Annotated in this window: 23 protein-coding genes; 11 read left to right on the top strand and 12 right to left on the bottom strand. The window is 71.6% G+C overall.

Annotated elements, in window-relative coordinates:
- Window positions 1-291: 291 nt before the first annotated feature.
- From ABEA81_RS04540 to ABEA81_RS04530, 3 genes are all read left to right on the top strand, one after another.
- The gene (locus ABEA81_RS04540; protein ID WP_345603482.1) at window positions 292-1,269 is read left to right on the top strand and encodes an L-threonylcarbamoyladenylate synthase; all 978 of its coding nucleotides are present in this window, start codon (window positions 292-294) and stop codon (window positions 1,267-1,269) included.
- 386 nt (window positions 1,270-1,655) lie between these two features.
- Window positions 1,656-2,231: a TetR/AcrR family transcriptional regulator gene (locus tag ABEA81_RS04535; protein WP_345603481.1), complete on the top strand. Its 576-nt coding sequence runs from the start codon at window positions 1,656-1,658 to the stop codon at window positions 2,229-2,231.
- 214 nt (window positions 2,232-2,445) lie between these two features.
- Complete coding sequence (locus tag ABEA81_RS04530; RefSeq protein WP_345603480.1) at window positions 2,446-2,874, top strand: organic hydroperoxide resistance protein; 429 nt, start codon at window positions 2,446-2,448, stop codon at window positions 2,872-2,874.
- Window positions 2,875-3,464: 590 nt separating this feature from the next.
- Here ABEA81_RS04530 and ABEA81_RS04525 read toward each other — a convergent pair.
- The 4 genes from ABEA81_RS04525 to ABEA81_RS04510 form a co-directional block, all read right to left on the bottom strand.
- A complete protein-coding gene (locus tag ABEA81_RS04525) occupies window positions 3,465-3,908 on the bottom strand; it encodes a PPOX class F420-dependent oxidoreductase (protein ID WP_425570448.1) in 444 nt (147 codons plus the stop codon).
- Between the two features lie 129 nt (window positions 3,909-4,037).
- Window positions 4,038-4,739: a histidine phosphatase family protein gene (locus ABEA81_RS04520; RefSeq protein WP_345603478.1), complete on the bottom strand. Its 702-nt coding sequence runs from the start codon at window positions 4,737-4,739 to the stop codon at window positions 4,038-4,040.
- Window positions 4,740-4,765: 26 nt separating this feature from the next.
- A complete protein-coding gene (locus ABEA81_RS04515) occupies window positions 4,766-5,665 on the bottom strand; it encodes a DUF4956 domain-containing protein (RefSeq protein WP_345603477.1) in 900 nt (299 codons plus the stop codon).
- Window positions 5,666-5,907: 242 nt separating this feature from the next.
- Window positions 5,908-6,450, bottom strand: coding sequence for a TetR/AcrR family transcriptional regulator (locus tag ABEA81_RS04510; protein ID WP_345603476.1), 543 nt, complete (start codon window positions 6,448-6,450; stop codon window positions 5,908-5,910).
- A 204-nt stretch (window positions 6,451-6,654) separates the two neighbouring features.
- Here ABEA81_RS04510 and ABEA81_RS04505 point away from each other — a divergent pair, with 204 nt between their 5' ends.
- From ABEA81_RS04505 to ABEA81_RS04495, 3 genes are read left to right on the top strand one after another with little or no spacing between them, the layout of a single operon-like run.
- Window positions 6,655-7,791 (top strand): inorganic phosphate transporter, encoded by a 1,137-nt coding sequence (locus tag ABEA81_RS04505; RefSeq protein ID WP_345603475.1) that lies wholly within the window; start codon window positions 6,655-6,657, stop codon window positions 7,789-7,791.
- A 17-nt stretch (window positions 7,792-7,808) separates the two neighbouring features.
- Window positions 7,809-8,051, top strand: coding sequence for a hypothetical protein (locus ABEA81_RS04500; protein ID WP_345603474.1), 243 nt, complete (start codon window positions 7,809-7,811; stop codon window positions 8,049-8,051).
- A gap of 22 nt (window positions 8,052-8,073) precedes the next feature.
- The gene (locus ABEA81_RS04495; protein WP_345603472.1) at window positions 8,074-8,724 is read left to right on the top strand and encodes a hypothetical protein; all 651 of its coding nucleotides are present in this window, start codon (window positions 8,074-8,076) and stop codon (window positions 8,722-8,724) included.
- Window positions 8,725-8,968: 244 nt separating this feature from the next.
- Here the strand turns inward: ABEA81_RS04495 and ABEA81_RS04490 are convergent, their stop codons facing one another.
- From ABEA81_RS04490 to ABEA81_RS04480, 3 genes are all read right to left on the bottom strand, one after another.
- Entirely contained in the window at window positions 8,969-9,319 is a 351-nt protein-coding gene (locus ABEA81_RS04490; protein WP_345603471.1) for a response regulator, read from the bottom strand.
- Between the two features lie 570 nt (window positions 9,320-9,889).
- Window positions 9,890-10,309 carry a GMC oxidoreductase gene (locus ABEA81_RS04485; protein ID WP_345603717.1) on the bottom strand — a complete coding sequence of 140 codons (420 nt, stop codon included), beginning with the start codon at window positions 10,307-10,309 and terminating at the stop codon, window positions 9,890-9,892.
- A complete protein-coding gene (locus ABEA81_RS04480; RefSeq protein ID WP_345603470.1) occupies window positions 10,248-10,952 on the bottom strand; it encodes a helix-turn-helix transcriptional regulator in 705 nt (234 codons plus the stop codon). Before ABEA81_RS04480 ends, ABEA81_RS04485 begins: the two co-directional genes overlap by 62 nt.
- 129 nt (window positions 10,953-11,081) lie before the next feature.
- On the opposite strand from ABEA81_RS04480, the gene ABEA81_RS04475 reads away from it, so the two are divergent.
- Both ABEA81_RS04475 and ABEA81_RS04470 read left to right on the top strand, forming a co-directional pair.
- Window positions 11,082-11,594 (top strand): DUF2231 domain-containing protein, encoded by a 513-nt coding sequence (locus ABEA81_RS04475; protein WP_345603469.1) that lies wholly within the window; start codon window positions 11,082-11,084, stop codon window positions 11,592-11,594.
- Window positions 11,595-11,626: 32 nt separating this feature from the next.
- Window positions 11,627-12,073: a hypothetical protein gene (locus tag ABEA81_RS04470; protein ID WP_345603468.1), complete on the top strand. Its 447-nt coding sequence runs from the start codon at window positions 11,627-11,629 to the stop codon at window positions 12,071-12,073.
- A gap of 36 nt (window positions 12,074-12,109) precedes the next feature.
- On the opposite strand, the gene ABEA81_RS04465 is transcribed toward ABEA81_RS04470, so the two are convergent.
- The 4 genes from ABEA81_RS04465 to ABEA81_RS04450 all read right to left on the bottom strand — a co-directional run bounded on the left by ABEA81_RS04465 (window position 12,110) and on the right by ABEA81_RS04450 (window position 15,150).
- Window positions 12,110-12,301 (bottom strand): LLM class oxidoreductase, encoded by a 192-nt coding sequence (locus tag ABEA81_RS04465; protein ID WP_345603467.1) that lies wholly within the window; start codon window positions 12,299-12,301, stop codon window positions 12,110-12,112.
- The gene (locus ABEA81_RS04460) at window positions 12,244-12,921 is read right to left on the bottom strand and encodes an LLM class flavin-dependent oxidoreductase (RefSeq protein WP_345603466.1); all 678 of its coding nucleotides are present in this window, start codon (window positions 12,919-12,921) and stop codon (window positions 12,244-12,246) included. Before ABEA81_RS04460 ends, ABEA81_RS04465 begins: the two co-directional genes overlap by 58 nt.
- 281 nt (window positions 12,922-13,202) lie before the next feature.
- Window positions 13,203-13,751, bottom strand: a complete 549-nt coding sequence (locus tag ABEA81_RS04455) for an anthrone oxygenase family protein (RefSeq protein WP_345603465.1) — start codon at window positions 13,749-13,751, stop codon at window positions 13,203-13,205.
- Between the two features lie 442 nt (window positions 13,752-14,193).
- On the bottom strand, window positions 14,194-15,150 hold the full coding sequence (locus tag ABEA81_RS04450) for a zinc-binding alcohol dehydrogenase family protein (RefSeq protein ID WP_345603464.1): 957 nt from the start codon (window positions 15,148-15,150) through the stop codon (window positions 14,194-14,196).
- A 68-nt stretch (window positions 15,151-15,218) separates the two neighbouring features.
- Here ABEA81_RS04450 and ABEA81_RS04445 point away from each other — a divergent pair, with 68 nt between their 5' ends.
- Both ABEA81_RS04445 and ABEA81_RS04440 read left to right on the top strand, forming a co-directional pair.
- A complete protein-coding gene (locus ABEA81_RS04445) occupies window positions 15,219-15,857 on the top strand; it encodes a TetR/AcrR family transcriptional regulator C-terminal domain-containing protein (RefSeq protein WP_345603463.1) in 639 nt (212 codons plus the stop codon).
- A gap of 251 nt (window positions 15,858-16,108) precedes the next feature.
- Window positions 16,109-16,714, top strand: coding sequence for a TetR/AcrR family transcriptional regulator (locus ABEA81_RS04440; protein ID WP_345603462.1), 606 nt, complete (start codon window positions 16,109-16,111; stop codon window positions 16,712-16,714).
- 225 nt (window positions 16,715-16,939) lie between these two features.
- Here the strand turns inward: ABEA81_RS04440 and ABEA81_RS04435 are convergent, their stop codons facing one another.
- Window positions 16,940-17,836 carry a GNAT family N-acetyltransferase gene (locus ABEA81_RS04435; protein ID WP_345603461.1) on the bottom strand — a complete coding sequence of 299 codons (897 nt, stop codon included), beginning with the start codon at window positions 17,834-17,836 and terminating at the stop codon, window positions 16,940-16,942.
- A gap of 353 nt (window positions 17,837-18,189) precedes the next feature.
- Here ABEA81_RS04435 and ABEA81_RS04430 point away from each other — a divergent pair, with 353 nt between their 5' ends.
- A complete protein-coding gene (locus ABEA81_RS04430) occupies window positions 18,190-19,125 on the top strand; it encodes an aminoglycoside phosphotransferase family protein (RefSeq protein WP_345603460.1) in 936 nt (311 codons plus the stop codon).
- The last annotated feature ends 119 nt before the right edge of the window (window positions 19,126-19,244 follow it).

Here is a 19,244-nt window from a genome sequence, read left to right as displayed (position 1 = left end):
CCGCAGCGTGCCTGCGGGGTCAGCCACCCGACCAACGGTTTCCCGGCGGGTGGACCACCGCGGTCTCATCGCGTGGGCGTCCAGCGGAGACCGGCCACCACCGCTGTTCGACCTCGGGAGTGCTGCCGGACCGGCGCGGACCCGGCTCGCTGCGCGGTGAATACTGTGCGGTGAATACTGTGCGGTAGCGAGACCCGACGCGGCATGGTCCATGAGATCGCCCTTTCCGAACTCATCGCACGGTCCGGCGCGCCCGGGACGTGGGAGCGGAGAGTCGGAGGCTTCACGAAGGTGCACGTACGAAGCGGTGACGTGGAGAAGGCGGCGGATGTGCTCCGCGCCGGGGGCCTGGTGGCCTTCCCGACCGAGACCGTCTACGGCCTGGGCGCCAACGCCGAGGACCCCGGCGCCGTCGCACGCATCTACCAGGCCAAGGGACGCCCGCCGTCGCACCCGTTGATCGTCCACATCGGCGGTGCCGAACTCCTGCGCGACTGGGTCGAGGACGTGCCGGCAACCGTGCACCTGCTGGCCGAACGCTTCTGGCCGGGGCCGCTGACATTGGTTCTGAGGCGTGGTCGCCGGGTGCCCCTCGAAGCGACGGGTGGCCTGGAGACCGTCGCCGTGCGCGTGCCCGACCACCCCGTCGCGCTCGCGCTGCTGTCGGGCTTCGGCGGCGGCGTGGCGGCACCGTCCGCCAACCGTTTCGGCTCGGTCAGCCCCACGACCGCCGACCACGTCCGCGCGGAGTTGGGTGATGCCGTCGACTTCGTGCTGGACGGCGGTCCCTGCGACGTCGGGGTCGAGTCGACCATCGTCGATGCCACGGGAGACGTCCCGAGCATCCTCCGGCCCGGCGGGGCCACGCGCGAGGACCTCGAGGCGGTGCTCGGACGCCCGCTCGACGTCCCCTCGACGAGCCGCGTTCGGGTGCCGGGCCAGCACCCGTCGCACTACGCGCCGCGGGCGCGGGTCGTCCTCGTCGAGCCCGAGGTGATCGTCGACGAAGCCGAGCGCGCGCAGGAACAAGGACACCAGGTGGGCGTGCTCCTTCCCCCCTCCCTCGTCGACGCCCCCGTGAAGGCGCACGCCGTGGTGGCGATCCCCGGTTCGACGGCCGCCTACGCGCGCGGGCTCTACGGGTTCCTGCGCGAGCTCGACCGGCGGGGGTGTGACCTCATCGTCGCGTCCTTGCCGGTGGAGGAGGGGCTCGGGCTGGCGATCGCCAACCGCCTCCGCCGGGCCGCCGGGCCGCGATCCTCGGGCTGACCAGCACCAGCACCGACGCCGTTGGCCCGACCCCGTTCCACCCGCCCCCTCAGCCGATCTTCGCGATCATCTCGCCGGCGACGCGGCCGGTGAACACCTCGGGGATCATCTCGAGCCCCTTCGATGACGTGAGTGCCGGCGGCGCACCACGGCCTGACCCGCACCACGTGCGACGCCCCACTCCGGTCACGCTGTTCGGCTACGGGTCCCCGTCGCGCACGTATACTAACTAGTATGTCTTGCCCGGCCGCAGCAGCCGCTCGGGTGACCGAGGAGCCGGCCCGGACGGCCGGGAAGGCAGCGCCGAGACGGTTGGAGCCCCGATGACCCCGATGACACAGACAGCCGGCCGAGCCCGAGATGCCGGCGCGACACAGTCGTCGCCGGTGCGGGAACGGATCCTCGCCGCGGCGAACGAGTACTTCTACGCCGAGGGGATCCGGGCCATCAGCGCCGACCGGCTGATCGCCGCGGCGGGCGTCAGCAAGGTGACCTTCTACCGGCACTTCCCCTCGAAGGACGACCTGGTCGTGGCCTACCTGGAGGGCCGCGCGGCAGTCGAGCGCCACGCGCTGGAACAGCTCCGCGCCCAGGCCGGCCACGCCGGTGCCACCCTCCTGGCCATCGCGCGCGCCATCGCGGACATGAGCTGCTCCCCCGGGTTCCGCGGATGTCCGTTCATCAACGCCGCGGCCGAGTTCGCCGACCCCGCCCACCCCGCGAGGAAGGCGATCGCCACCCACCGGGCCTGGTTCGCGACGTTCCTGAAGGATCTGCTCGGCGAGATGGGGATCCACGACCGCGACGCGGTGGCCGACCAACTGATCATCCTGCGCGACGGCGCCATGGTCACCGGCTACCTCGGGCCCGACCCGGCCGCCCTCACCGACAGGCTGATCAAGGCCGGCCGTGCCGTGCTCAACGCTGCGAGGGCGAACACCGCGGGTGACGTGTCGCCATGAGCCGACGAGAGGCCGCGCCGTCGTGAGCACTTCCTGATCATCGAGCTCAGGAACGCATTCCACCGGGTGTTCCAGCGTGCTCGACGCTCCCCGTCACGGCGTCCGCCGAGAGCGCATGTGATGGCCGTCATGCGGATCGAAAGCTCGCGCGCAGGGATCACAGCCGTGCTACTGTCAGACTTACTAGTTCGTCTACTTCATGAAGGAGCAAGGGATGAGCGAGGCGCTCTACACGGCAGTGGCCACCTCCACCGGCGACGGCAGGGCCGGGGGCCGAGCCGTCACCGACGACGGGCTCCTGGACGTCACGCTGGCGATCCCGAAGTCGATGGGCGGCCCCGGCGGGGCCACCAACCCCGAGCAGCTCTTCGCCGCCGGCTGGGCATCGTGCTTCCACTCCGCGCTCAAGGCCGTCGCCGCGCAGCAGAAGGTCGAGTTCAGCGACTCCGCGGTCGTGGCCGAGGTACAGGTGCACGCGACGCCAGAGGGCGGGTTCACGCTGAGCGCGGCGCTGCACGTGGAGTTCGGCGGGCTGGACCAGGCCACCGCCGACCAGCTGGTGCAGGCAGCTCACGCGATCTGCCCCTACTCGAACGCCACCCGCGGCAACATCGACGTCACCGTGGACGCGACCGTCGGCTGACGGTCCGCGACGCTGTGGGTTCCGGCGCGGCGGGCTCGGCCGGCGACCTGCCGGCTGCGAGGCGCCGGATATCCGGCCTTCGAGGACGTCGGACGCCGCGCGAACGCCGGCCGCGCCCCCGTGCGATCAGGATCCGCACCCCGTCGTCTGCTGCACGGCCTGCGGTCGCGAGGACGATCTGCGCCTGCACCGCCGCTTCATCCACTGAGATGCACGTGCTCGAGCTCGCTGACTTGCCGGTCGACGGGTCCGCGGGCTCGACGGTCGGATCCCATGTCATGCCAGGTGCCCGCCGAGCCGATAACGGCCGGTGAACACTTGTTTGGCCAGAGTGCGCCGCTGGATCTCGTGCTGCTCGTCGACGGCGGCGCACAACGCGTGCCGGAGCAGCTCCAGATCGTCGGTCGTCCCGAGCGTTCCGTCGTGTTCGGTTCGAACGCCGGGGATGATCGGCCCGAGTCACGGGTACGTCCCCGGTACCTTGATCACCCTCCGGCGATCACCCTCCGGCTCAGGTCAGCCGCTCCTGGGTGTCGGTGATGCCGGCCGCCGCCGTCGTCCAACCGCCGGCGGCTCGGAGCGAGCGTCGATCACCGGACGTTGCCGGCCACCCTCTCGACCTGCAGCCGGACGATCACCCGCTCGACTTCCGGACCCTCCACGGCCGGGTCTTCGCCTCGGTACTTGCGGCTCAGCGCTTTCGGCAGCCTCTTGTCCGGATCGGCGGTGATCGTCACCGTGCCACGCAGCTGGGTGTGCCGGTACGGGTTCGTCGCGTCGCTGATCGAGATGCTCACGCGCGGGTCCCGCCGCAGGTTGCGCACCTTCCGCCGGTCCTCGGTGGCGCTGAATACGAGGGTGCCGTCGTCGAGGCCGACCCAGACGATCGATGTCTGCGGCCCCCCGTCCGGGTCGAGCGTCGCCACCGTCGCGAAGTTCGGTCCGTCGATCAGGGCACGCACGCCGGCCGAGAGAGTGATCGCCACGTCAGGCGAACTGCCGCCGGCATGACCGCTATTCCTTCTCTCGACCAACCCGCCAGCTGTCCACAGCGACGACGTAGACACCGTGACGTAGACACCGTGACGTGGACACCGTGCGTGTTCGATCTCGAGCCGAGACGCATGGGGTCTACCTCGAGGCTGTGGACACCCCGGCGCGTACTACTCGTCGATGACGTCCGACTGGTCCTGCGGCAGCACGAGCTCGGGCAGCTGGGCGAAGTGCCAGCCGTCGGCCGTCTTGGTGAACGTCCAGACCACGTCGAACCGGTCGTCCGGCCAGTCCTTGGGCGGCGTGGGCGTCACGTCCGGGAAGGCCTCGGCGATGGTGGGCAGTTCTCCGTGCGCCCAGCAGATCAGCGTGGGTCCCGGCTCCGCGGTCACCTGCTCGACGAGCTTCTCCTCGTCGCCCTTGCCGTAGTCGGTGTTCACCGCGAGGCCGAGCCGCTCGGCGAGCGGCGCGACCGTCTCGCGGGTGCGTGCGCCCTCACCGTCGTCGTTCGCCCCGGCCGCGTAGATCGCCGCCGGGCGGGCGAGCCCCGTCCGGGGCTCTCCCGACCGCGGATCGAGGAGATCCGCGAGCCGCTCCGCGCGTTGCCAACCAACTGCGGTCAACGAGCTGTCGTCCTCGTTCCCCTGTGCGTCGATGCCGGGTTGCGAGCCCTCCGGCTTCTCTCCGTGCCGGATCACCATCACCACCGTGCCCGGCGCCGCGGTGTCCGACGGTCCCTGGCTCGGCGAAGCCGTGGGCGTCGACTGCGGGCCGGCGGCGCACGCGGCCAGCACGGCCGACAGCGCCACCGCGACGACACCCACGAGCACTCGCCGCACCGACCTCCACGTGACGGATGCCACGGACGTCATCGGTCTCACCCCCGTTCTCGTCGTTCTCACTCCACCCGGTCGGACCGGTTCTCGCCACTGCCGGGAGCGCCGACGGAAACGAGGGTCTCCGCCTGCTCCACCGGCCGGGCGGCAAGGTCAGGGGGTTCGACCGGCGCCGAGGCGACGATCTCGCGCTGTCCCTGCACCGGCTGTCCCTGCACCGGCTGTCCCTGCACCGCCGACCCCTGCACCGGCTGTCCCTGCACCGGCTGTCCCTGCACCGCCGACCCCTGCACCGCCGGCCCCTGCACCGCCAGCCCCTGCACCGCCGGCCCCTGCACCTGCAGGCCCTGCTCGGGCTGTCCCTGCCGGCTGACGCCGACCCCGGGCCGGTACCGCACGTCGACGCTCGTGTGCTGGCGCCCGAGGTCGACCTCGGTGACCTCGTGGTACATGACGCGCCCACCCAGCTCGCGCTCGAGGTCGGCCACGAGTGCCGCGTCGCTGTCGTACACCTTCTTCAGCTGGACATCCAGGCGGCGGGACCGGTCGCGCAGCAGCCTGCTGTCGAACACGGCCATTGTCACCAGCAGCAGGACGTTGAGCATGACGACCAGCGCGCGGTCGGCCACGTTCATCCCGTTGACCAGGCCCATCACGAGCGCGACGAAGTAGTAGGCCACCTCCTGCTGGGTCACCGCGCTGGACCGCAACCGGATGATCGACAGGATCGCGAAGAGCCCGAAGCCCACGGCGATGTCCACCCGGACGGTGCTCAGCAGCGACATCACGACGAAGATGCCGATGTTGAGCGTCACGTAGGACAGCAGCAGGTCCGCACGCCAGTGGCGGCGGAAGTACAGCACGTAGGCCATCAGCAGGATGGCCACGAGGTCGATCACGAGGTCGATCAGGAAGCCGGAGTAGTTCGCCACGGCCTGGCTGATCAGAAGGCTGATGTTCACCGCTCGACTCCCAACGTCATCCACAGCGTGCGGGTTCGACCATGTCGAACGGCGCCGCTCCGGCTGCCACGGCGTGCGGGACGGGCAGCCGCATCGAGCGGCCACCCTCCCGGCGCTGCTGTAGCAGCTCGTTTACCAAGCACCACATCAACGTAGCGCTTAGAGGCACCGGATCCACACAGATGTGACGTGCGAGTCAGGATGTGCCACGCGGCTCTGCGGTGAGCCGCCGCACGGGCGGATCAGGCGGAGCCGATGCCGTCGAGCAGGATCTCGACGGCGAGGTCGGCGGCTCGCCCGCACTCCAGGTCGGGGAACTGGAGGGCCACCAGGCTCACGACGCTGTGCAGCAGGCCGAACGCCATGCCATCGGGCAGGTCGGCGCGGATCAGCCCCTCGGCCGCGGCTCGCCCCAGGAAGTTCTCGACCTGCTCGCGCTGCTCGAGGTGCCTCTCGAAGACGCTCGACGAGCAGCTCATCTGGTCGTTGCCCACCGGGTAGGTCCGGTTCGCTGCGACGACACCCTCGACGAGCTTGTGGAGGGCCACGGTGACCGGCGCCTCCATGAGCCGGCTCTGGGCGAGGGCGTCGTCGAGCGCGTCCAGCTTGGCCTGGAACACCCCGCAGAGCAGGGCATCCCGGTTGGGGAACCGGCGGTACACGGTGCGCCGGTCCACGCCGGCGACCGCCGCGATGGCGGAGACGCTCGTTCCGGGATCCTCGGCCAGGAGCCTGGCTCCGGCCTGGAGAACTGCGTCGAGGTTGCGTGCTGCGTCTGCGCGCATCGGGCACCTCCAAAGTTGCGCCTACAGCCTACCTCCTGTGGCAGGTGATGACTCTTACGTCACAGCCATGCGCCTAGACTAACCACAAGCGCTACGTTGCTGTGGTGCTTTGTGATAGACCTGTCACGAAGGCGGAGCGAGCCCCTCGGGGGCTGCCGCTGACCCGTCGGGCAGCACGAATGACCCAGGCATCGGAGTGACGACATGTCCGTGTTGGTGATCGCGGTCATCCTGACCGCGCTGCTGTTCGACTTCACCAATGGTTTCCACGATACGGCCAACGCGATGGCGACCTCGATCGCCACCGGGGCCCTGCGCCCCAGGGTCGCGGTGCTGCTGGCCGGAGGGTTGAACCTGGTCGGGGCGTTCCTGTCGGTGCAGGTGGCCCTGACGATCTCCAGCGGCCTGGTCGACGAGGCCCTCATCACGCCGCAGGTGATCTTCGGAGGGCTGGTCGGGGCGATCCTCTGGAACCTGCTGACCTGGCTGCTCGGGCTCCCCTCGAGCTCGTCGCACGCCCTGCTCGGCGGCCTGATCGGCGCGACGTGGGTGTTCGCTGGATCCGGCGCCGTCCACTTCTCCACCGTGGTGGGCATGGTGCTGGTGCCGCTGGCGCTCTCGCCCATCGTCGCCGGGGTGGTGGCGCTGGCCGCCACGCGGTTGGCATACCGCATCGCCGCGCGCGGCGACCGGCGCACGACCACCCGCGGCTTCCGGAACGCGCAGGTCGTCTCCGCGTCGATGGTCGCGCTGGCGCACGGGACGAACGACGCGCAGAAGACCATGGGCGTGATCACCCTGACGCTGATCACCGTCGGCCTGCTGCCGGCGCACTCCGCTCCCCCGCTCTGGGTGATCCTGCTCTGCGGGCTGGCCATCGCGACCGGTACCGCGATGGGGGGCTGGCGGATCATCCGGACCCTCGGCCACCGGATCAGCAACATCGAGAGCACCCAGGGGTTCGTGGCCGAGACCGCGAGCACCGCGGTCATCCTCAGCTCGGCGCACCTGGGCTTCGCCCTGTCGACCACGCAGATCACCACCGGATCCGTGCTCGGCAGCGCGGCGGGCCGCAGCTGGAGCACCGTGCGCTGGGGCGTGGCCGCCGAGATGCTCGTCGGCTGGCTGCTGACCCTGCCCGCCGCGGCCGCCCTCGGGGCGTTGGCCGCCTGGACGGCCTCCAGGGGCACTGCCGGAACCGTCCTGGTCGGGGTCGTCCTCGTCGTCCTGGCCGCGGGCATCTACCGGCTCGCCCGGCGCAGGCCGGTCACCGCCACCACCGTCAACGACGAACAGCCCGTCCGGCCTGCCATCGCCGCGCCCGCGCGAGCGGCCGCGTAACCAGAGGAGCCAGTCCAATGATCCACTGGGGATCACTGCTCATCGTCCAGCTCGTCTCGTTCGGCGCGACCATCGCCGTCGTCGGGCTGATCTCCCTGGCCATCGTGGGTCTGTCGGCACGCGCCCACGGCGCTCCGGCCTCGACCTCTGGACAGCACGTGACCATGTTCTCCGCCCGATCCGGCACGGCCGTCGGCGCGATCTGCCTCGTCGCCGCCGCGATGATCGTGCTGTTCGGGCTGTGGGAGATCGTGGCCTGAAAGCGCTTGGAGATCGATAACCATGACCGTCGTCGACATCGCGCCGAACCACTGGCGCCCCGTGGACCGTGCGCTGACGCCGGTGCCGTCCCGGCCGCTCGAACCCTCGGTTCGCCAACAGGTCATCATGATCATTCGACACGCGGAGAAGCCGCTGCCCACCGGACCCCGGTCGGGCATCAGCCCGTCCGGGCGGCAGGACAAGCGCTCCCTGACCGTCGACGGCTGGCAGCGGGCCGGCGCGCTGGTCGAGCTCTTCGCCCCGATGCGCGGCGGGCCGCCGGCGGGCCTGTGGCGCCCCGAGGCCGTCTACGCCGCCGCGGCGCGGCACGGCCGCAGCAGGCGCTCGATCGAGACGGTCGAGTCGCTGGCGAGGCAGCTCGGAGTGGAGGTGGACGACCGCTACGAACCGGGCCAGGAGGCGCAGCTCGTCGCGGAGCTCGTCGACCGTCCGGGCGCCACCCTCGTGTCCTGGCACCACAAGTCCCTCAGCAAGATCGTCCACCACCTCGAAGAGATCACGGGCGAGATCACCCCGGCCCCCCCACGGCACTGGCCGGCGGACCGGTACGACATGGTCTGGGTGTTCGTCCGCGTCGGCGACGGGTGGCGCTTCGCGCAGGTCCCGCAGCTGCTCCTTCCCGGAGACCAGCCCGTACCCATCGCCGTCTGACGTGCGGTCGCGCGGTCAGGTCGACCGCGAAGCCGTCGCGGGCCAGGTCGATCCCCGGATGCAGCAGCCGCGCTCCGGGCAGCGCCCCGAACCGCTCGTGCGCCGCCAGCCGGGAACGGACGAGCCGGCCGTAGCGCCGGCCGGCCGACCCTGCCCGAGTGTCAGCATGGTGGCTCTACTGGCGGATTCGGCCAGTAGAGCCACCATGCTGACATCGGATTGCGGGCGCGGCGGCCCATGACGGTCAGAAGCCGTTCGCGTTCAGCAGTCCCTCGATCGCGCGGGCCGACAGGAGGTCCTTCGAGATGAACCCGACCGCGGGGCTGGCCGCGATCAGGTCCACGACATCGTCCTCGGCGCGGGTCGAGGTCAGCACGACCGAACTCCCGAGGTCGGGAACGCTCTCGACGAGGCGGCGAGCAACCTCGAAGCCGCTCTCGCGGCCCAAGCCGATGTCGACGAGGACGACGTCCGGGCGCAACGCCTTGGCCTGCCGCAAGGCCTGCGCCTGGCTCGTCGCGGTGCCAACGATCTTCAGCCCGCCGCGTGCGAGATGGTCCTGGGCGACCGCGAGGAATAGCTCGTTGTCGTCCACGATCAAACACCGCCGTGCCCTCGTGTCGATCGGAGCTCGATCCGCACCAGCCTGGTTCTCGGCGTTCCCGGCTGCCCCGCCCGGCTGGACCTCGACCAGTCGGAAGGACTGCACGGGGCTCTCGTCCTGGCGGGGTTGCTGCTGGCCCATCCCGCACCTCCTGATCGTTGCTGTCCCGTTCGCGGCGGCACCTGGTTCAGACTCGGCCGACGACCCCGGCGTTCGCGCGGCCCCACGCCGCGAGCCCCGCGTGCGCGGCCACCACCAGCGGCTGATCACGTAGCGCTGTTCAGGCGGTGATGACGACCTTGCCCTCGCATGACCCGTGGACGACCGGAGTCACGGCGCCGGCAAGCACGGGGAACCCGCCCGCGCACCGCGCGAAACGGGAATCGTGGATCGGCCGCAACGTGTGCCCGCGGCGGGCGTACCCGGAGAAGATCTCGACGCGGCCCCGGCGCGACCCGGGAGATGTACGGGCCATTTGCTCCGCCATTCCACACGCCGCGCCACCCGCCGTGCGTTCAGCCGGCCCCGGTACCTGCCTCGCCTCGGTACAGCCCGCCCTCGTCAGGCCGGGTGCTGTGAGAGCCGCAGGGCCAGGGCCGCGAGCGTGCGCACCGGGTTGGCGGCCGACGCGATCGGCATCACGAACATGTCGCAGACGTAGACGTGCTCGGTACCGACGATCTTGAGATCCTCGTCGACGACCGATGGACCGAAGGGCTGGTCGATGCCGGGCCGGGCCGGCATCCGCAGGCTTTCCGCCGCGTGGTGGACGGTGCCCCAGCCGAAGCCCTTGCCTCCGCCGCCCCTTCGAGTAGAACACGATCTTGATGTTCGACAGCCGTGGGATGTCGACGTCGTCGATCCCGGTGACGAGCGTGGCGATCTCGTTGGAGGTCGGATGGTCGGTGGGCCCGGTGCGTCAACCGTCACCGTGGCGGAGCTCGACGCAGCACTCGCCCGCGGCAGGCGCGAGCACCGCATCGACGGCATGGGCCTGCAGCCCGTCGAGCATTCCGCTCAGGAACGCGTGGTTCAATCCGCACACGAGTTCCGGCGCAGCCGTGGCGAGCGGGTGGAACGGGCAGTTGTGCAGGCGGACGCAGCCCCGGCCCGGCCGGCCGGGCTCGAAGCCATTGCGGGCCAGCACGTCCTCGGCGAGCGCGAGCGCTCGTTCCGGGCCGAGGCGGCCGGGACGGACCTTCTCCCGCTCGGCGGCCCCGACGTCGATCCCGCGTCTGCGCGCTGCCTCCAGGGAGGCCGACCGTGCGCCGCCGTGCTCGTCCTCGGCGAGCAGGCCGTGCACGAGGATGTCGGCCAGCAGCTCGTGGCGGCGCACCGGGATGCTCACCTGGACGGCGGCTTCGGCGGGCTCGTAGACCTTGGGTTTGCGGCCGACGCCGCGCCGGCCGATGCCGTCGAAATGAGCGCGCAGCAGGCCGACGTCGGTGAGCTTGTCCAGGTGGAACGCGGCGAGCTTGCGGGATATCCCCACCGCCGTCGCGGCCTCGTCCCTGCTGACCGGGCGCCCTGCCGCCCGCACCGCGTAGTAGAGGCGGCGCCGCACCTCCTCACCGAGGACCGCGACGGCCTCGATCGCCCCCGGGGGTTCCGCGTCTGCGCTCACGCGGCTCACCGTACCGCCAACCCCACCTGGTTGATCGCCCCGACGAACCTCCTGGCCTGCGCAGCTTGACGGCACAACCGAATAAGACCAATATCTGTTTGCCATATACGGCACCGCGAGGAGGCGGCCATGGGTGCACCGGCCGAGCAGGCGAAGCAGCCCGTGAATGCTGCGCTGGCCGGCCCGTACGGTCACCCGTTCCACCCGATGCTGGTCACCGTGCCCATCGGCGCGTGGGTGTGCAGCCTGGTGTTCGACATCGCGTCGTACGTGGTCGGCTCACCCGGTTTCCTGACCCAGGGCTCCACCTGGTTGATCGGGATCGGCGTCGTCGGCGCGTTGGCCGCCGCGATCGTCGGGTTCCTCGACCTCACCGCCATCCCGACGGGTAGCCGGGCTTTCCGCACCGGCCTCGTCCACATGACGCTGAACCTCGTCGTCACTGCGGCGTTCGTCGGGAACTTCCTCTGGCGGCAGGCCGACCACGACCAGCCGGCCCCGGTCGCACCCGGCCCGCTGCTGCTCTCGGTGCTGTCGCTCGCCGCGCTCGCCGTGTCCGGATACCTCGGGGGCAAGCTCGCCTACCGCTATGGCGTGCGCGTCGCCAACGAGGCCGTGCAGGCCGAGGGCTTCCGACCCTGATCTCGGCTCCCACCACCGTCGAGGAGGACGCCATGGACATCGCCGCACTCGTGACCTGGGTGCTGACCGCGATCGGCGGGTTCGCCATGTTGGGCATGTGGATCTCCCGGGGCGGCCACCGGGCGAGCAGCCGGAGCAGGCTCGCGCCCGGCCTGATCTTCGCGCACCTCGGGCTGGCCGCCGGCGGGTTGGTGTTGTGGATCGTCTACGTGCTCACCGACGCGGCGGTGATCGGCTGGATCGCGCTGGTCGTGCTCGTTCCCGTGGTGGTGCTCGGGTTCACCATGCTGGCCCGGTGGATTCCGACCTACCGGAGCACGCGCGCCGCGGCGCCCACCGGGGCGGGGCGGGGCGCGGCGGGCGCCGGTGAGGGCCCACCCGAGCGGGCCTTTCCCGTTCCGGTCGTGGGTGCGCACGGCGTGCTCGCCGTGGTGACGGTGCTCCTGGCCCTGCTGGCAAACCTGGGTGTCGGGAGCTGACGCGGCTCACGCGCCCGCCGACGGAACCGCCAGGAGTCAGCCCACCGCACCAGCGAGGCGGGCCCACCATTCCCTCGGCAAGCGGCCCAGCTGCACCACGATCTGGTCGGCGCCGGCGGCACGGTACTCGCCGATGCGCCGGGCGACCGCGTCGAGGTCACCCCAGATGGTCACGCCGTCGACGAGCCGGTTCGACAGCCCGGAGATGTCGTCGTCGTCGAAGCCCATGCGACGCAGGTTGGCGGCGTAACCGGGGAGGGCGGTGAGGAACCGCAGCCGCCGTCCCGGGCGACCTCACGGGCCCGTGCCGGATCGACCTCGGGGATCACGTCCACCAGCACGGCGAGCTGCCGCTCGCCGCCGAGGATGTTCCGCGCCGAGGCGACGTAGTCGGGCGTGACGAGGTAGGGGTACGCGCCGGCCGTGCGGTCACGGGCGAGTTCGAGCATCCGTGGGCCGAGCGCCGAGAGGATCAGCCGGGACCGGGGCACCACCGGTTCGACATCGTCGAGGTAGGCGTTCAGGGTGGCCAGCGGCATCGGCCCGTGCTGCGCACCGCCGAGCCCGACCGTGAACCGGCCGGGATGCGCCTGCTCCAGCGCTGCGTAGGCCGCAGTCACCTCGGCGGCCGGGACGCGGTCGACCGAGAGGATCCCGCTCGCCACGCCGATCCGCGACGTCCCGCGGACGACGTTGTCGATCTGGGGCAGGTTGTTGCCCGGGCCGCCGGCCATCCAGAGGGTCGAGTACCCCAGCCGCTCCAACTCCTCGGCGGTCGTCGCGGCGGTGGCGGCATCGGCGGAGTTGAGATCCGAGTACGCGCCGCCCAGCGGCCCGAGCTTCGTCATACCCGCGAGCAACCCCCCTCGTGCGCGGTGTGTTCCCGCTCACCCCTCCACACCGGCCCGGCAGCCACTGCCCGACCGAGTCCGCGAAGCCCTCGCCCGGGACGCTCGGCGCGGTCGGCTGACCCCGTCGTCATCGGCGACGAGGCGACCATGCCGACGCCTCGACCCGGTTCCGCGACGCCGGAGCCACCGATGTCGTCTCGCCTCTCGGGCCTCCTCCCGGCAGAACGCGGACCCTCGACCTCATAAGACCTTCTCCCCGTGAGACGGTCAGGCCGCCATCAGCGGTGAGCGGCGCCGGCCGGGGAGGGGGCCTCGCGGCCGGCCGTGGCGCGTCCGTGGAGGACGAGTGCCCAGACCAGGCACGCGAACGCTGCCACGGTCGCGATGGTCCGGACCGCGTGCCAGGTGATCCAGCGGGACTCGTCGAAGGCGGCGCGCACGGCCGCCAGATCGGCGATGCGGTCGGGGAGCCCGGCGGCGACGAGGCCGTCGTTGAGCGGGACGTTGACCACCACGGTGATGACGAATGCCACCACGTACAGGCCGAACGCCACCGCGACCCACGGCAGCGGGGAGCGACTGCCGCCACGCCCGTGGAGAACCGCGGCGACGCCGGTGAACGCCAGAGCGCCCGTGAAGGCGAGCATGAACGGGGCGTTGTAGATCGCGTGGTCGAGGGCCTGGAACGCGGCGACGAACGTGCGGTCGTCGGTCGCGTGCAGGCCCGGCATGATCGTGACGGCCCAGTCGCCGAACACGCCGGCGATGAGCCCCGTCGTGACGGTGGCGAGCAGCAGGGTGACGAGCTTCGCGGAACGCGGTCGCACGGTAGGTCCTCCTCGGGTGCCGGGCCGGCCATGACCACGATGGGCCGGGGACGGGCGGCCAACAACGGCGGAGCGCGCAACGACCGTTAACCGGGGGATTCACGAACGAGCGGCCCGGTCAGGAGCTCCTGGGCCATCTCGTGGGCTCACTCTCGTGCGGGTGTCCCGGCACGGACCTTCGCCGGCCTGCGGCTCCGTGCCTCGAGCGCAAGCCGCAGCACCACCGAGCGAGGCGCCCCCAAGGGGGGCGGCTCGACGGCACGAACATCTGCTGCTTCACCCGTGCGATCCGCAGGTGCTTCCCGGACGAACGGGCGCAACCGGCGTCTCACCAGCGTCCCCCGGGCCTGCCGGAGCCCGATCACAGGGGCCGTGCCGGCGACCCCGAGGCCGACGATCAAGGCTCTCTTCTGCACGATCTCCACGTCATCCGACCAGGCCGTCAGTCCGGGACGACGACGGCGCGGGTGCGCCCCTGGTGCGCCCATGCCTCGCCGATGCGGCTGAGCGGGTAGGCGGTGTACGGCGCGTCGAAGGTGCCGTCGGCGAAACGGGCGATGACCTCGGGAAGCTCCGCGATCATCTGCGCCTTCGAGACCGAGCCGGCGCCACTTCCGGTCACCCGGATCCGCCGGCTGCGCAGCAGCGGAGCCGGCAGGGCCGCCTCCGTTCCGGCGAGCGAGCCGATCTGCACGTAGTCGATGTCGGCGTTCTCGTCCGCGCCGCCCCCTCCCAGCGCGGCGAAGGTGGCTTCGGCGACGGGCCCCCACACGAAGTCGAGCACGAGTGCGGGCGGGGCGTCGGCGACGGCCGCGCCGAGGGCGGCCGCCCAGCGGTCGGATTCGGCGTGCGCGAGTGGAACGGTCACGGCGCCGAGACCGCGCAGCCGCTCCAGCGCCTCGGGGTCGCGTCCGGCCGCGATGACCCGCTCCGCCCCGAGGGCCAGCGCCGCCCGCACGGCGAGGCTGCCCGACATGCCGGTCGCCCCGAGGACCAGCACCGTGCCGAGCGCGCCCACCTCCTCGCGCCGGGCGATCAGCGGCATCCAACCCGACATGCCGGGGTTCATGCCGGCGGCCACCGCCAGCGGATCGGCCCCCTCGGGTAGCTCCACCTCGAACGGGGTGACCAGCCGCTCGGCCATCGTGCCCCACGGCGGCCGGGGCAGGCCCGTGTAGACCCGGCGCCCGTCCTCCGCCCGGGCCACGGCGTCGACCCCCGGCACGAGCGGATACGCCTGGCGGCTCGCGTAGTGGCGGCCGGAGGCGAGCCCCCGGACGACGTGGTGCAGACCCGCACCCACGAGCCGCAGCGGCTCCCGGCCGGGCCGCTGCTCCGGGTCGGGGAAGTCCGCGTAGACGGGTGTCGCGTCCGGGGTGCTGACGACTGCAGCGCGCATCAGAGTCTCCTTAACTAAGTTCAATCATCCGGGACCCACCGTCCCTGAACTTTGTTAAGGTGTCAAGCGTGGCGAAGGGCATCTCCCCGGAACGGATCGTGGCGGCGGCACTCGAGCTGCTCGACGAGAAGGGCATGGACGGCATCACCGTCCGTGCGCTCGCTTCCCGGCTCGACGTGCAGGCCCCCGCGCTGTACTGGCACGTCCGCAACAAGCAGGAGCTGCTCGACGAGATGGGCACCGTCGTCATGCGCCGCGTCACGGGCGCCCTGGCGGAGATCCCTCCCGGCGCCGGCTGGCGTGACGACCTCGCCGCCTACGCCCGCGTCCTGCGCTCCGAGTACCTGCTCCACCGGGACGGGGCGCGCATCTTCAGCGGCACGCGCATCGCCGGCCCCGAGGTGCTGCGGGCGAAGGAGCCCTGGCTCGCCCGCTTGACCGCGGCCGGGTTCACCCTCGCCGGGGCGGACGACGCCACCGATCTGGTCACCGCGTTCGTGGTCGGCTTCGTCATCGAGGAGCAGGAGCGGGGGCAGTCAGCAGAGACCGACCCGGCGCGGTACTCGCTCGCCGGGCGCGACGCCTGGCTGGGCGAGGACGCCGAGCTGGTCAAGGCTGCCGGGCACCTTCGAGACGACGGTGACCAGCGGTTCGAACGGCATCTCGGCATCGTTCTCGACGGGCTCGCCGCCCGGCTGGGCAGCTGACGGCCGTGGCCTGCACCGTGCTCGTCGCCGACGACGACCGCGCGATCCGCGAATCCCTGCGCCGCGCGCTGGAGCTCGAGGACGACCGCGTGGCCGGGTCGACGACGGCGTGCAGGCGCTGACCCGTGCTCCTCGGGAAGCGTTCGACGTACTCGTCCTGCCCGAGCCCACCGGACGCCCCGCCTCGTGCGCCTGCACCGCGGGGTCGAGGACAATCAGCGCCGCAGCGGAGGGCAGGAGGTGGGCCACTGATGGCCAGCACCGCGGATCGGACGTCGGCGCGTCGCCCCGGTGGCCGCACCGCGCGGGTCAGAGCGCAGATCCTCGCCGCGACCGTCGAGCTCGTCGCGCGGGACGGCATCGCGGGCTTCCGCTACGAGGAGGTCGCCGAGCTCGCCGGCGTGCACAAGACCAGCGTCTACCGCAACTGGCCCGACCGCGAGGAGTTGGTGGTCGAGGCCCTGCTGCAGTACGTCGACGACCTCGGGGCCGTCGCCGACACCGGCGAGCTCCGCAGGGACCTGGTGGACTTCCTGATGACCATCGCCGAGAGCCTGGGCAAGCCGACCGTCCGGGCGCTCGAACTCGCCACCCAGGCCACCCACGACAGCCCGGCCGTGCGCCGGGCGGCGACCAGGATCCTCGAAGGACGCGCCGCCGCCATGCGCCGCCGGGTCGACCTGGCCATCGACCGGGGCGAGCTGCCGCCCGTCGACTACTCCCTGCTCGGTGAAATGATCTCCGGCCCGGTGCACCTCATCGTGAACCGCGGCCTGCGCCCGTTCACCCGCGCGGACGCGGAGCGCATCGTCGACGTCGTGCTCGCAGGCATCCGGGCCACGACACCGCACACCTGAGCGCGTGCGGATTCGGCACCCCGGGGCCGATCACCGTGCACGGATGCCGTCGAGGATGAGCGACATGACATCCCCCACCGAGCGGTCGAGAGCGGGGCGGTCGGCAAGGTCCTGGTGGACGTCCCGTAGGCGCGGAATCCCCGGGCTCGCCGCCGATTCCACCGCCGAACACATCGACGACGCCCGGCTCGAGCGGCTGCGCCGTCCCGCACGGGGCTCGGCGCGCTACGCGGGTGGGCGAGGGCGGGCCGACCCGCTCGCCCGCCGCGGTGGTTCGCCCGACTTGACGAGGATGGCCCGGGTGTAGAGCAGGTCGAAGCCTATGCGCTGGACGTTCTGCTGGGATCTCGAACCCGGTTGGGTGGTGACGACCGCGACGTCGCAGCCGGCCTCGGCAGCGTCGGCGAGCCGAGCCGAGAGCAGGGCCGTCTGGATGCCGCGCCGGCGGTGCGCCGGTGCGGTCGCGGCGCCGGCGAACTGCGCGATGCCGTCGGCGACGCGGAGGCCGGCCCCGCCGGCGAACGCACCGTCGCGCAGAGCGACGTAGCGTTCCACACCGCCCGCGGCCAGATCCCGCTCGGCTGCCTCGTAAGTAGCGCGGGGGAACTCCTCGTGCCAGGGCAGGCCCTGGGTGTCGGGATGGGCAACCGCGTCGGCGACGACCGCGAGCCAGCGGTCGAACTCGTCGTCGCCGCTGCGCCGGATCTCCACACCGGGCGGCCGGACCCGCTCGCGCGGCTGGTCGAGGACGAGCCCGAGGACGTTCTCGAAGGATTCGAGCCGGTAGCCACGCTCGGTGAGCAGGGCGCCGATCGACGCGTCGGCGAGGTGCGCGAGCTCGACCTGCACCGCGGCGCCACACGCGGCGAAGGCGCGCTCGACCTGGTCGAGCGCGCCGTCGTCCGGCGCTCCGGCGAAGCCGAGTCCGGCGACCTTGTTCAGTGGCGAGCCGGCCTCCGCGAAGCTGGCCACGCCCCCGGCGAAGTCGATCACGAAACCGGGAGCATCGGTCCGGCGCCGCGCAGCCGCCCGGCCGGCCTCGGCGATCAACTGAGCCTCGGCCCGTTCGATCCGCTCGGCCAAGGCGGTGTCGCAGAACAGGGGCGACCGGCCTGTGCTCATCGTGGGTGCGCTCGCTTCCCGACGCGGCGATCGCCTCCACTATGCCGCGCCGCAGCAGCCGACGACGCCTGGGCCTGGACGTGACGGAGCTGCCGCCGCTGCCGATCGGCGGCGGACGCGGTGTGCCGAACGGCGCGCGGGCTCAGGCGGGCCAGCTCGGTGGCGGTCTCCGTCGGGTGTGCCGGGTACCCGGTGCAGGACAGGATCAGCGCCGGCGCGTCGAGGGCGCTGATGTCGGCACGACAGGGCATGTCGGCTCCGGCAGCTCCGCGCACAACGGTGCACGGGTAGCCCCCCACTACTCTTGCTCACCTGGGAGGCGCTCCTGGTTCGTCGCCTAGGAAGGTCGAGACTTGATTGCGGACGACAAGTCCGGTCGCGGGGGCTCTGCCGAAACGAAGATGAGCGCCGACCAGCCGAGCGTGTCAGTGGCTACGGTGCGCGAGTTGCTGGATCAGCAGTTCCCGCATTGGGCTGACCGACCTATCACGGAGGGGCCCGGTGCCGGGGCAGGCAACGCGTTGTTCCGCCTGGGCGATGACTTGGTGGTGCGTCTTCCGCTCCACCGCGGATCAGCGGCGGCCGTCGACATCGAGCTGACCTGGTTGCCGTGGCTGGCCTCGCAGCTGCCGTTGGCCGTGCCTGTTCCCGTCGCCGCCGGCGCCCCAGGTGACGTGTTCCCCCGGCCGTGGGCAGTATTCCGATGGCTTCACGGGTCGGGGTTGGACACATGCGAAGCCGTTGATCTCGTAGATGTTGCGGTGCGCCTCGGCCAGTTCGTGGCTGCGCTCCGGAATATCGAGGTCACCGGTGCGCCGGTTTCGTTACGCCCCCACCCTCTCCAAGGCGACGACAGCGAGCTCCGCTCCGACATCCGTGCGCTCAGCGCGGAGGGCGTGGTGGACGAAGCACTGGCCACTGCGGTGTGGGACAGTGCGCTGGCAGCACCGTCACACCATCTTCCCTCATGGATTCACGGGGACTTGTTCCCGATGAATCTCTTGGCCGACCGGGGCTCAGTGTCTGCGGTGGTCGATTTCGACTTGATGGGCGCGGGCGACTCGGCTGTCGACATGGTGCCGGCGTGGACTTTACTGACCGCAGAGACGCGACCGTTGTTCCGGGAAGCATCCGGTGTCGACGACGACACCTGGATCCGCGGCCGAGGGTGGGCGTTGAAGGCCGGGCTCGGCGCGGTGCGCAGGTACGGCGCGGGTGGCCACCCTCGAGCGGTGACCGGGCGATACGCGTTGTCGCAGACGATCGCCGACCATCGGCGAACTCCTTGACACCCACCCGACGAGGCGGTCAAGGGGATGTCGAGCGGGTGATGCTCGCGAGGGCGCGACGGAGGGTGGAGTCGTCCGGGGCGCGGCCGGGCCAGCGGGCGCCGATGTGGGCGTCGGGT

Source organism: Pseudonocardia adelaidensis (genome assembly GCF_039543345.1).
Classification (GTDB): Bacteria; Actinomycetota; Actinomycetes; order Mycobacteriales; family Pseudonocardiaceae; genus Pseudonocardia; species Pseudonocardia adelaidensis.
This window is presented reverse-complemented; position numbering and strand designations above follow the sequence as displayed.